This is a genomic window from Pseudoalteromonas apostichopi, assembly GCF_030297135.1.
In the GTDB taxonomy this organism is placed as follows: domain Bacteria; phylum Pseudomonadota; class Gammaproteobacteria; order Enterobacterales; family Alteromonadaceae; genus Pseudoalteromonas; species Pseudoalteromonas apostichopi.
The window spans coordinates 626196-639512 of record NZ_AP028065.1; the positions used below are offsets into that span (position 1 = coordinate 626196).

The 13317-nt window shown below is 40.7% G+C and carries 11 protein-coding genes; 8 read left to right on the forward strand and 3 right to left on the reverse strand.

Going from position 1 to position 13317, the window contains the following annotated elements; translation table 11 throughout:
* Positions 1-122 precede the first annotated feature (122 nt).
* The 4 genes from QUE86_RS02845 (at position 123) to QUE86_RS02860 (ending at position 3238) form a co-directional block, all read left to right on the forward strand.
* Positions 123-1619, forward strand: a complete 1497-nt coding sequence (locus QUE86_RS02845; RefSeq protein ID WP_286259073.1) for a cryptochrome/deoxyribodipyrimidine photo-lyase family protein — start codon at positions 123-125, stop codon at positions 1617-1619.
* Positions 1609-1761: a DUF2256 domain-containing protein gene (locus QUE86_RS02850; protein ID WP_167658003.1), complete on the forward strand. Its 153-nt coding sequence runs from the start codon at positions 1609-1611 to the stop codon at positions 1759-1761. Before QUE86_RS02845 ends, QUE86_RS02850 begins: the two co-directional genes overlap by 11 nt.
* Before the next feature lie 89 nt (positions 1762-1850).
* A complete protein-coding gene (locus QUE86_RS02855; RefSeq protein ID WP_167658004.1) occupies positions 1851-2279 on the forward strand; it encodes an OsmC family protein in 429 nt (142 codons plus the stop codon).
* 167 nt (positions 2280-2446) lie between these two features.
* Positions 2447-3238, forward strand: coding sequence for a putative porin (locus QUE86_RS02860; RefSeq protein WP_167658005.1), 792 nt, complete (start codon positions 2447-2449; stop codon positions 3236-3238).
* 67 nt (positions 3239-3305) lie between these two features.
* On the opposite strand, the gene QUE86_RS02865 is transcribed toward QUE86_RS02860, so the two are convergent.
* Positions 3306-4796 (reverse strand): dipeptidase, encoded by a 1491-nt coding sequence (locus QUE86_RS02865; RefSeq protein ID WP_286259078.1) that lies wholly within the window; start codon positions 4794-4796, stop codon positions 3306-3308.
* A gap of 156 nt (positions 4797-4952) precedes the next feature.
* On the opposite strand from QUE86_RS02865, the gene QUE86_RS02870 reads away from it, so the two are divergent.
* The 4 genes from QUE86_RS02870 to QUE86_RS02885 all read left to right on the forward strand — a co-directional run bounded on the left by QUE86_RS02870 (position 4953) and on the right by QUE86_RS02885 (position 9861).
* Positions 4953-5099, forward strand: a complete 147-nt coding sequence (locus tag QUE86_RS02870; RefSeq protein WP_167658006.1) for a DUF2986 domain-containing protein — start codon at positions 4953-4955, stop codon at positions 5097-5099.
* 400 nt (positions 5100-5499) lie between these two features.
* Complete coding sequence (locus QUE86_RS02875; protein WP_130166958.1) at positions 5500-6051, forward strand: hypothetical protein; 552 nt, start codon at positions 5500-5502, stop codon at positions 6049-6051.
* Positions 6051-8918: a prolyl oligopeptidase family serine peptidase gene (locus QUE86_RS02880; protein WP_286259084.1), complete on the forward strand. Its 2868-nt coding sequence runs from the start codon at positions 6051-6053 to the stop codon at positions 8916-8918. Before QUE86_RS02875 ends, QUE86_RS02880 begins: the two co-directional genes overlap by 1 nt.
* Before the next feature lie 85 nt (positions 8919-9003).
* The gene (locus QUE86_RS02885; protein WP_286259086.1) at positions 9004-9861 is read left to right on the forward strand and encodes an AraC family transcriptional regulator; all 858 of its coding nucleotides are present in this window, start codon (positions 9004-9006) and stop codon (positions 9859-9861) included.
* Positions 9862-10226: 365 nt separating this feature from the next.
* On the opposite strand, the gene QUE86_RS02890 is transcribed toward QUE86_RS02885, so the two are convergent.
* Positions 10227-12359, reverse strand: a complete 2133-nt coding sequence (locus tag QUE86_RS02890; RefSeq protein ID WP_286259088.1) for a TonB-dependent receptor — start codon at positions 12357-12359, stop codon at positions 10227-10229.
* A gap of 104 nt (positions 12360-12463) precedes the next feature.
* Positions 12464-13315: a universal stress protein gene (locus tag QUE86_RS02895; protein ID WP_130050948.1), complete on the reverse strand. Its 852-nt coding sequence runs from the start codon at positions 13313-13315 to the stop codon at positions 12464-12466.
* Positions 13316-13317 lie beyond the last annotated feature (2 nt).

The following is a 13317-nucleotide window of genomic DNA, read 5'->3' on the forward strand; positions in this document are numbered from 1 at the left end:
CTTAAAGCTAAGCAATAAAGCGGTCATCATGACCGCTTTATTATTATCTGTACTCAACTCTTAGTAATCTAAAACGCTTTATAACCCGTATTGCTGCTCAGAAGTTAAAAGTAGCAATAGTCATGAGTAATTTAAAAAAACAAGCAATTAATATAGTGTGGTTTAAGCGTGATTTAAGGTTTTCTGATCACACACCTCTTGCCAAAGCAGTACAATCTGATCTCCCTTGCTTGTTAGTTTATAACTTCGAGCCTTTGCTGATTGAAGACCCTCATTACAGCTTAAGACATTGGCGCTTTGTTTATCAGTCATTAGTCGATATGAATAAACAACTTAAAAAGTATCAGACTCAAGTTGCTATTTATAATCAAGAAATGATCAGTTTATTTAAAACACTTAATGATGAATTTGAAATAAAGACCGTATACAGTCATCAAGAAATTGGCCTACTAAACACCTACAACAGAGACAAAGATGTTAGGCATTGGCTTGAAAAAAGAGCAATTACATGGAATGAAACACCTCTGGGCGGTGTAATTAGAGCTCGTCCCAAACAATGTGACTGGCAAGATCACTGGCACACAGTGATGAATGAATCCCTTGATAACCCTGACTGGCTCAAGTTTAAAGCAATACTACCTAAAAAATATCAAATACCGAACTACATAAATAAATTAGCATCCCATGATAAATATTTTCAATATGGCGGACCTCATGCTGCTAGAGCTACCCTGAGGAGTTTTATCGAAAGTCGTGCTGCAGGTTATCAAAAAGGAATTTCCAGCCCATCACAAAGTAGGTATGCATGCTCTAGGCTCTCTCCTTATTTAGCATGGGGAAATTTAAGTCTGAGACAAGTTTATCAGACATTAAAGTATTACCTCCCCAAGCAACCAAGAAGCTGGCGTCGTTCATTACATGCTTTTGAGTCTAGGCTTCATTGGCATTGTCATTTTATGCAAAAGTTCGAAACTCAATGCAGTATGGAGTTTGCACCGCAAAATGCAGGCTACCTGCGTTACCCTTATCGCGATGATGAACTCGTTGCAGAGCATTTAAAGCGCTTTGAGCAAGGTCAAACAGGTATTCCTATTATTGATGCTTGCATGCGCTGTCTAGCAGCAACGGGTTACATTAACTTTCGAATGCGCGCTATGTTAGTGAGTTTTATGACCCATCATATGAATATCCATTGGCAATCAGTCAGCTTTATTTTATCGCGTTATTTTTTAGATTTTGAGCCGGGTATTCACTACCCACAAATCCAAATGCAAGCATCGGTCACAGGAACTAACACTATTCGTTTATATAACCCAATTAAGCAATCAAAAGACAAAGATCCTGATGGCTTTTTTATTAAAACCTGGTGCCCTGAGCTTAAAGAATTACCCATAGAGGATCTCCACCAGCCATGGCAACAGCCACCAATGGAAGCCGTGTTTAATAATTTTAAACTCGGCGAGGACTACCCAGAGCCCATGGTCGATATAGAACGCGCTGCCAAGGATGCTCGTGAGCGATTATGGTCATTTCGAGAGCGTGATGATGTGAAGCGTGGCACAAAAGCCGTACTACGCCAGCATGTTACAAGCCTTAAAAGGCAACAGCATGGTTCATAAAAAGCTTAATTTACCAAGCAAAACTTGCCCAGTTTGTGACAGGCCATTTATATGGCGTAAAAAGTGGCAGCGTGACTGGGAGCATGTTAAATACTGCTCTGAGCGTTGCAAGCGCGAAGCGAAAAGAAATATTGGCGTTTAAGTTGCACTTATATCGTTAACTCACAGTTTTCGGCACAAAACCCTGAAAGCCTTTCACGGTAGCCGAAAAAATTTACAAAGGAGATGACAATGACGATTAAAAAATCTGCACATACGAGTTGGTCTGGTGATATTAAATCTGGCAAAGGCTATATTTCTAGTCAAAGCGGTGCGCTTGATAAACAGCCATTTGGTTTTAATACTCGCTTTGAAGATAAGCCAGGTACTAACCCTGAAGAACTAGTTGCAGCGGCACACAGTAGCTGTTTTAGCATGGCGCTATCGCTGGCATTAACAGAAGCAGGCTTTGTCGCTGACGACATAACTACCAAAGCAACAGTGAGCCTTGATGAAGTTGATGACGGCTTCGAAGTGAGCCACATTGCACTTGATGTCAGCGCGAAAATAACTGAAATTTCGACCGAAAAGTTTGAGCAACTTTGCGAGCAAACCAAGCAGGGCTGCCCTATTTCTAAACTGATGAATGCCGAAATATCACTCACCACAAAGCTTAATTAATCACACTTGGCCAAGCGTTGCTTGGCCTTTTCATACCAATATGCTTAATTAAGTATTATGGCGATTAGGTATGCGACTCTTACAAACCCACAACACTTTATTACAATGTAAATACCAGCTTGTTGTATTATCTTTATGAAGCAAAACCAAATACAACAAGGATATGTATGTTTAAACAACTAGCCCCTATTGCTCTTGCAACACTTGCTTATTCAAGCTGCTCAATCGCAACAGAACAACAAGTAAATAAACAATGGTTCAATAGTATCGACTATACGCACATCGAGAATAACAGATATAGTTTTAATGCTTACCAATTAGTGAGCCATTACTACTTTGAGGAGCAGCAGAGCTCGGGTGTGCTCGATGATTATGGCTACCTAGATACAGATTCAAACATCCGAGTGAATTACTTTAATAGCGATTACACTGATTATCTTGGCATGTTTGGTGAAGGTTATTATAAAAATTGGTTTGTTACAGGTGAAATTTACGATGTTGATGATACTGATGACTATACCTTAGGAATAGGCTACTTATTTATTGATGCCTTAAAAGTCTCTGTAAATAGGGATGTGCGTGAATATGGTGATGATTATTTTCGCTTAAAAGCCCAGTATAACCTCCAAATCAACGATAAGGATTACCTTGGTTTTAGCGCAGAAACAGATGATGAACTCGACGTTTGGAATGTCTCTGCCAGATACTTTAATCATTTAAGCGGCAGCCATTACATTACCGTCGATGTTGGCCACCAAGACAGCCTTTATGAATCAGCAAGCAATGCCATGATCAGCTACTACTTCGGCGATCACTATGCCATAGGTGCAGGGTTGGATGACTCTGAACTCGTTTTACAAGGTAAGTACTTTATTAACGATCGCTATTATTTAACCGCGAATTACACTGAAAGCGGCTCTGCTGAACTTTATAACCTTAAGTTTGTTGCCCAGTTTTAAACTGGAATGAGTCACCAGTTTAAAACAAAAACGCCACTTTAAAAGTGGCGTTTATTAGTATGTAGAATTACATATTACCTAGCTTCATCATCATTGCAGTGTACATCTTTAAGTTCAGTGCTAACTGCTCTTCAGTAATAAACTCATGCTCTGAGTGGCCTGTGTACTTTTTACCTGGCATTGATGGACCGAATGACACCGCATTATCAAATAGCTTAGCATTTGTGCCACCACCGATTGATACAAAGCCCGCGTCTTTATCGCCGGTAAAGTGCTTAAAGATATCGAGTAGCGCTTCTGCATGAGGCGCACCATCTAACAGCATTGGCGTACCAATTACCACTTTAGTGTCTTTTAACGTGACATTATTCGTGGTTTGCCAAGCACTAAGCGCTTCATTAATTTGCTGCCTAAGCACGGTTTCTTGTTTACCCACTGGACGACGCATATTAATCGACAGTTTAATGTCGTTACCGTCGCGGCTTAATAAAGTTGGCGAAACGGTCATCGGACCCATAAAGTCATGCTTGTAACCGATTTCACCGAATTGCGCGCCATATAAATCAAGACCAATTAGCTGATTGATAAACTCAATTGCTTGACCATCGCTATTGTTCTCAAGATCGATGCCTTTGAAGATTTCAGCAAGGTGAGCAATCGCATTTTCACCCGCTTCTGGCTCCGATGAATGCGCAGAAATCCCCTTCACTTTCACTAACAAACCATTTGCTTGCTCAGTCATCGCCACTTTGACGTTTTTAAGCTTAGCGACATTATCGTGTAATTTAGCCACAGTCGCCGCATCAGCGTTATGCACTAACACACTGGCATCTTCAGGAATTTGGCTAACAAAGGCGCCGCCTTTTATGTCACTGACATATAAACCTGTTTGTGCTGAGGTTGCTGAGAAAGTCGGGGCAATTAAGCTCCAGCCTTTTTCTGCAACAACCACAGGGTATGAAGCATCAATAGTGACAGCATATTTAGGTTGCTGATAGGTTTTCATGAACTCTTCGAGTGGTGCCCAATCAGATTCTTCAGCAAGGTAAACCATTAATTCAATACGGTTATTTAAAGTAATGCCGTTGTCTTTAATCGCCTTCATTGCATGCAATGCAGTCGCAATAGCACCTTTGTCATCTTCTGTCCCACGGGCTATTAGCTTTCCTGGCTCAGAGGTTTTATCCATTTTAAATGGACTTTGCTGCCATTTACTGGCATCTGCTGGCTGCACATCACCATGGGTTACTATGGTTACTTTGTCAGCTTGGTTACCCATGCCAATTAATACTGTGTAGCCTAAATCTTGGTAATCAAAACCAAACTGCGCCGCTTTCATTTTTAAGAACGACTTAAAGCCAATGAAATCAGGGTTATCAGGAGTCGCTAGACCTTCTTTATTCACTGTTGGGTACGAAACTAAATTCTCTAAGGTATGAATTTGCGCTTGTTGATATTGCTCTACCGCGTAGTTAGCCAGCTTTTCACTTTGCTCAGACACAGCTGCCTGACTAGAGAAAGCACTTAATAAAAATGCAGCAAGTAATGAATGTTTCAAGATAAGCTCCAGAGTTTAAGAAGGTTTTTAGAAAGTCGCCTTGATTGTAACGCTTATAACGCCGACATAACATCTCTAATTCAAGCAAAATAGATCGCTTAAAAATACCAACAAGGTACAATAGCCACTCACCCTATTAATTCGTTTGTTAGACTCATGAACCGCAGAAAAAAGATCTTCACTAAACTTAAGCAAAAAGATAAGCGCGCCAATGCAAAATTGCATAAAAGCAATAAACCGGCATACATCTCAAAAGCAGAACGCGATAAATTAGCACAGCAAGAAACTGAGCAGGAAAGTTAAAATACCTAGCGGTCAGCGGTAAGATTGTAGGCGCGATTTTATATCGCGCAACACGCGAAATAAATTTCACGCTGTAATCAGCCGTAGGCGTCACACTTGCTTGGCGCATCTCAACCCCCACACAAAACAATTACCCTCGCGCGAAATAAATTTCACGCCTACGACAGCTTGTATCTCTCTTTACCTAACTTGCTAACTTTACTCTCGTAACTAGAAACTCTGGTTTTCAAACTGAAAGCTGACGGCTCATCATTCTCTTTGTCCACTCTGGTTTCGCACGCAGAAATTTCACGTCTAGCAACTCAACTCTTTTCACACTCATTCACAAATTGTGCTTCACATAGTTCCGATTTTTAAGTATTTTAAAATTAATAAAATAACAACAATAAGATACAAGGGAATGAGACGTTTATTGCTGCTTAGCTGTGCGCTTTTATTAAGTGCATGCTCATCTAAAGTTACCAACATAAAAGAAGACCGAGACACACTATCTAAAGCCGATGAAGGCTACCTATTGATTGGCATTGAAACTAACCGCAGTTTAAAAGCCATTTATATTGATGGTCCAAAGTCGCTTGTTCTTACGGCTAAGGACATTCGAAGTGGTAGCAATTATATTTTAGCGAATCTACCACTGGGTGATTACACCATCACACGGTTGAACTTAAATCGATATTCCTATCTTGAATTTGATAACGATGAAGAAAGTTGGCAATTCACTCTTTCTGCTAAAAAAATCAACTATGTAGGTCATTTAGATATTTCCACGATAGGTTTTTGGTATACCCGCTCTCACATTGTTTTAGAAAACAGAAGCTCTGAAGCACTGCAATACATGGAACAAAACTTCCCAACGATTTTGTCTGGTCGCTCGCTAAATTATGGCGGCCCTGGGGAAGACTCATTCTTTGATTATTTGGAACAAACATTTTCGCAGCAGGAAGCAAAATAATGAAAAAGCTACTTATCTTATTATTTTTTATCTTTCCCTTGCATGCTGAAATATTATCGAGTGAAGATTTAATGTATTCACCCGATCAAAGCCAAGTTATGGTCTCTCCCAGTGGCCGTTGGATCAGCTTTTTAGAAGCGCAAGAAGACAAAACCAAAACCCTCAACATCATCGATATGAAAACGATGAAAATGTACTATGCAGTTAAACTCAATGAAAAAGATAATTTTTATAATTATGAATGGCTGAGTAACGACAATATTTTCGTTCGTGTAAATAGCAAGTATGACTCAGACTATAACGCAGTAATTAATGTCACAGAAAGTGAAGAAAAGCCAAAGTTCGAACAGCATAAAGTAACAACCAAGGGATACATAGTTGATAGGTTATTAAACGATGCTGAACACATTTTATTCGCCAAACCAGGTAAAAAGAATACGCATCTTTATAAGGTTCCGCTCACTATCTTGTATAAAGATAACATAAGCTCCTTCTCCCCCATTGAGAAGGGTTTAAAAGGTGCTAGCAGCTATTTTTTTGATGAGCATAAACAGCAATTATTTACTGTTAAATTTGATATTGATGAAAAAAGCTTACAGTTTTTCTACAAGGTTATTGGGAGAGATAAGTGGATACCACTTTTTACACTCACAGACGCAGATTATCAGTTTTTACCAATTGGATTTACAGACCAAGATCACCTTGCCGTCATTACCAACAAAAATACCGATAAGAGTCAGGTGAGCCTTTTTAATATCAACACACAAGAAATCACCGACACACTCTATCAGCACCCCAAATATGACATTCAGTCGGTAGAACTTGATGATAATGGCAAACTTATCGCCGCCTCGTATATCAAGCATGGTAAATATACGACTGACTATTTTGTGGATACGTATAAACAGTTGCATAGCAAAGTTGCTGAAGCATTAGGGGATGAGCAATTCTTCTGGGTAAATAGCTCATTAGATGGAAAAAACCATATTCTTTACAACCATTCCTCAACGATTCCTGGTAAATACTTCTTGTATAACGCCGAAGCTAACCACATTGAATTATTATTCTCTACCGATAAAAATGAAGACGTTAAGTACGCTAAAACAACGTTTTTTAACTTTAAAGCCTACGATGGAACTAACCTTGAAGGTTACTTAACCAAACCTATTAACAACGATAAGCAGGTATTATTAGTGATGCCACACGGTGGCCCGATTGGTATTCGTGAAAGTGATGAATTTAGCCCTGAGGTGCAATACCTTGCCTCTCGAGGCTTTACTATTTTACGTGTTAATTTCAGAGGCTCAGCAGGGTTTGGTAAAGAGTTTTTAGAAAGCGGTGTTGGTCAATTTGGTAACCTTATCGAACAAGACATTTCTGCCGCAGTAGCACATATTCGTTCACAATATAGCTTTAAAAATACCTGCTCTATTGGCGCAAGCTATGGTGGTTATTCTGCGGTGATGCTGGCAATTAAACACCCTGATATTTACGAATGCGTGATTGCAAGTTTTGGTATTTATGACTTACCTCTACTTTATAACGCAAGTAATATCGCTTTAACTAAAGATTATCAAGAGCTTATAGAGCGTACAGTTGGTGAATATAGCCAAGATTTAATAGATATTTCCCCCGTCTATCAGGCTACATCTTTAAAAGCCCCAGTTCTTATTATTGCTGGCAAACAAGATGAAATATCGGGCTTTGAGCAAAGTAATCGCTTTTACTATGTTTTAAAGCGTTTAGGTCATGATGTTGAAAAAGCGTTTTTCGAGCGTTCAGGGCATGGCCATCAGATTTGGTATTACGATCAAGTAGAAGCAGCTTTAGCTAACGACTTTATTGAAAGAAAACTTAATCTAAACAGTACATTGACTAATTATACTGAATCAGAAAAGAAAGCGGTTCAACGTGATGCCATATTGTTAGCAGATACATTTGACAGTAAAACAATAGAAACTGATCGTACAAAAGAAAGCTTTGAATACTACCAATTAGCTGCCAACTTAGATCATGATCGGGCCATGTTTAATGTCGGTAGTTATTATCATCGTGGTGATAATAGGCCTATCGATATTAAAAAAGCTATTGAGTATTACAGCCGCTCGGCGGAATTAGGCTATGAGAATGCAAAAGAAAGACTAAGTTTTATCTATTCCTACAGTTTACTTGTGGAGCCTGACTTCAAAAAAGCTCAAAAGTACTCTCAAGAACTTTATGATAAAGAGCAAACAGTTAAAAACGCATTTAACTTAGCAGTAGTCAATTGCATTGCTGATATTAAATTTAGAAATACAGAAAAGTGTTTAAGCTTAATGGAAGAGTATGCTGAAAAAATTGGCAGTAACTCAAACGGAGAAGTTAGAGAGCAGATAGCCCTGCTGATGCTGGAGGGTCAATATTCGACTCAAGAACGAGAAAGGCTTCAGAAAATAATTAAAAAACTGTATGGACTTGATTATCCAAATGCGATTTTAGAGTTAGAGCGGGTTGGATTATTTAAACTAGTTTTATCTGAAAAATTTAATGGTCGTTCTAATGTCGAGCAACTCAATGAAGATACGGAGTTTTCATATAAACTGAACGAAAAACAGCGCTTTGGAATCGAGTTTTCAATGAACCGAGAGGGTATTGATAATCGTAAGGATCGCTTGGTTATATTTACCAAATGGCACTTCAAACCAAGCTCTCCTGAAGAAAATGAAAATGTTTATTACCAAACTTTATGGGGCAGCCCTCTTGATGAATGGTCTACCTACCGCACTTTAGATGAAACATCGTCGCCAGGTACGTGGACATTAAATGTGATGGGCGCAAACCAACAATTGCTCTATCAAAACACCTTTAAAGTGACGGCTATCAACTAAACTCAAAATGCGCAATTTCAATCAGGTAACGACTTAGGGGCCATGGCAAACTGGCCTCACTTCTGAAAAGCATTAACGAGTAACTATGAAAACGAGGCAACAACAACGCATTGAGCTAGTCTGTGACTATATTAGTCAGCATCTTGATGAATCTTTATCACTGGAGACACTCAGTGAGGTGGCATGTTGCTCGAAATATCATTTTCATCGTTTATTTGTCGCGGGGGTTGGCCTAAGTGTCACCAAATATGCGCAACTTGCGCGCTTAAAGCGGGCCTCATTTCGAATTGCATTTGAGCATCAACTTAAAGTTATTGATATTGCATTAGAAGCGCAATTTGATAGCCCAGAAGCATTTAGCCGTGCTTTTAAGCGCACATTTAAGCAGTCGCCAAGCGAATTCAGAAGCAAACCAAACTGGCCTAATTGGCACTCACAGTTTGAATTTTCATTACCCGATAAAAAGGTTTGCCCTATGAACGTAAACATTGTTGATTTTAAAGCACAGCCTGTGGCGTTACTTACCCACCAAGGCGCTGCAAATACCCTTATGAATACCGCTGCACAATTTATTGAGTGGCGCAAAGAGTCAGGCTTTTCACCCGTTAAAACGAGTAATACTTATGGGATCCCATATAGCGATCCGGCAACGACTGAAGACCATGCATTTCGTTTTGACTTTGCAGGCAGTATCACCTCACCGATTACTGAAAACCCGCAAGGCGTGCGTAATGGTGAAATCCCAGCAGGACGCTGTGCAGTAGTACGTCATAATGGCTCTCATGATACCATTAGCGATACAGTTTACTACTTATACCGTGAATGGCTGGTGCAAAGTAGCGAAGAGGTCCGAGACTTCCCTTGCTTTTTTCATTACCTCAACCTCATCCATGAGGTAGATGAATGTGACCTGCAAACGGATATATATTTGCCGATAAAATGATTGCGAGTTGCGAGTTGCGAGTTGCGAGTTGCGAGTTGCGAGTTGCGAGTTGCGAGTTGCGAGTTGCGAGTTGCGAGTTGCGAGTTGCGAGTTGCGAGTTGCGAGTTGCGAGTTGCGAGACAAAGATTGTAGGCGCGATTTTATATCGCGCAATATAAAAAGATAACGCGCGAAATAAATTTCACGCCTACGACAGCTTATTTCACATTTGTATCGGACACGTGACCTGACTCGCTAACTTTACTCTCGTAACTAGAAACTCTGGTTTTTAATCTGAAAGCTGACGGCTGATAGCTGACAGCTCTCTTTACTCTTTCCCCTAGCAGCTTGCTAACTTTACTCTAGCAACTCGCTAACTCCCTTCCCTAAAACCTATAACTCACACTGGCATTATACGAGCGGCCTTGTCCTGCAAGTTGCTCAAAGCCATTACTCATATCTTGCTTATAATTAGCAATACTTACACCGCCAAGTGGCTGTTGGTAGTATTCATCAAGTAAGTTGGTAATTGCTAACTTAAAGGTTAAATTTTGCCACGTTTTCTGGCTTGAAATAGCCAATAGCTGATAACTGTCGGTTTGGTTTTCTAAACGACGCTCATCAACATTAGTTTTACTATCAACCCACTGCCAGCTCAGTGCGTTTTGCCAGCCTTTGTATTCGTGCTCTAGGCTCAGCTCAGTGTGCAGTGGCATAATTTGATATAAGTCTTCATTGCTATCATCACGTTCGCCATGAGTACTGGTTAGTGAGCCTTTTAGCTGCCACTTTCCTGCTTGCTTTGTGTTGTAAAGTTCAATCAGGCCCGCCAGTTTTGCACCGTAAAGTGTCGCATCTAGGTTCGTGAAAGTAAGAATATTACGCTTAGTATGCGCCATGTCGGTGCGATTAAAGCTCTTAGTAACTTCAGCATCAATATAATCATTTACTTGCGTGTACCAAACATTTGCCGTTACTTGCCAGCTATCGTCTTTGGCTAATTTGGTGTAGCTAGAGCTTAATGTGTGGGCTGTTTCGGCTTCTAAATCTGGGTTACCAATATAACCGTTACCATCGCCAAACCAACCAATCATGGTGGTTGCCATCGTGCCGACACCCCAGCTATAACGCTCATATAAATTGGGTGCGCGGTTTTTACGAGCTAAACCAAATTGCAGCTCATCGTTGTTCGATAATTGATAGCGAGCAAGTAAGCTAATATCAACTAAAGTGTCGTCACGTTTACGGTCTAATTGGTTAAACTCCATCGCAGCTTGGGCATCGGTTTTTGACATATCCATCATCGATCCCATATGACCCATGCCGCCCATACCACCTTCGTTATAAGCCTGCACTTCGCCAGTATCTGTGGTTACTTGCTCAACACGAACACCTGCCGATACCCACCATGCTTGGTTTACTTGGTTTTGATACTCAGCAAATGCCGCAAGGCGGTCACGTTTGCCATCATTAATGTTTACGTATTCATTTGGGCCCATCATCATTGACCCTGCAACAGCTGGCCACCAATCATCAATTCGATAACCGTAGTATTCTTGCCCTATCATTAGTGACGACTGTTTTGATAAATCAGTGCGCCAGTGAATTTGATAACTGTAATCTTGTGCATCGGTATTCATTGGCATCATGCCGGTTTTCTCATTACTGAAAAAACCCATTTCGTGTTTTACATCATGCGCATTCACTTGCACCTGCAAATCACCATTTTCAAGCTCACGTTGATACTGAGCAACGAAACCATAGCTGGTGTTATCGGTCATATCCATGTACTGATTAGGAAAGCCTTGGTAAGGAATTTTTTGATGCGTCAACTTAACTACAAGCTGTTGTTTATCATCACGAATAGCGCCCGTTAAAGCATGATTTTGCACTCGATATAAGGTATCAAGTACGCGCTCACCATGGCCATCATCATAACTGTTAGCATCTTCAAAGCTCCCTTGGTAAGACAAGCTAAACTGTTTGCTAGCAAGGCTTGCACCTAGGGCGTATGCTTGGCTGTCGTTAACGCTCTTATACTGGGCAGTAACATAGCCAGCATGCCAGTTAACTGAGTCTGTATCACTAAATTCAGGGGCAATCGTATTTACCCTGATAACACCAGCAATATTATCACCGCCACTGCTTACCGGTGATACACCAGCAACAACACTATAAGAGGCAATTTGGTTTGCCGACACATAAGAGAGTGGCGGGTTCATTTGGTTAGCACACGCTGCTGTGACATCAGCACCATCAACTAAAACTTTAACTCTATCTCCCATCATGCCGTTCATCACCGGCAAGTTAGACACACCTCCGGCTGCTGAAAAATCAACACCTAAATCTTTCAGTAATGAGTCAGCAGAGCCAACTAATTGATGGTTATTTTGGGCATGACCTTGCACTTCTATCACTTCAATAGAATCATCAGCAAAGGCAGACATACTTAAAACACAGCTAAGTGCTGCAGCAATTTTAGAAAATAAAAAACCAGGGCGAGAAGATTGCGTGTTCATAACTCTTTTAAAATCAAAGCAAATAATTAATGACGCCGATTATAAAACTCATTAATTAGTCTGAACACGTGACATATTGTCGCACCCTGTCACAGGTAAATAACTTAGCGCAGCACCACTAAAGGAATACGGCTATCTTCAATCATTTTTAAGGTCGTGCTGCCTAAAAAGAATTGCCGCCATTTAGAGTGACCAAATGCGCCCATCACCATTAAGTCAACGGCATGGTCACTTTTATATCGCCACAAAGCTTGGTAAACATCGCCATCGAGCATGCGCGCTCTGACATTAAAGCCGTTTTCAGCCAGCCTTGCTGAGGCGGTATCAAGTTTGTCTTGGCTGTGACCATCTTGTTTATCCACCATCACCAAGTGGCAATCTAAGCCAGATAAAATGCCACCATTGATAATTTGTGTAATCGCTTTGTCGGTACTTTCGCTGCCATCATAAGCCAGCATAAAATTTGTAGGCTCATGAAATTGCGGCGGCACAATCGCAACCGGGGTATGCACCTGACGGATCAGCGTTTCAATATGCGAGCCCAGTACTTTAAAATCATCGTAATGGCCTTTACCTGAGCGGCCAATAATCATCACGCGGGCATTGTCTTCATGTTCAAGTAAGGCATCAACAAGACTCATTGAAAGCTGCTGTTGCTCAATCTCGGTTAGGCCTGCATGCTCGGCTTTTTTCATTGCTTCATCAAGCAATAATTGACCATGCTGCGACGCTACTTTGTTGCGCTCTTGTTCAAGTTTTGCCAATTGCTCTAACAATGAGGTTTGCGAGCCTAAACCAATAATTGCGGTTAAATCATCACTGCCCTGCGGCAAAGGTGGCTCTAAAGCATGCAGAAAATTTATCGGATGGCTGGAGCGCTTAGAAATCCAAATAGCCGCTTCTGTCACCGCATCGGTCATGCATGAACCGTCGATACAGGCAAATATCTTTTTCATTG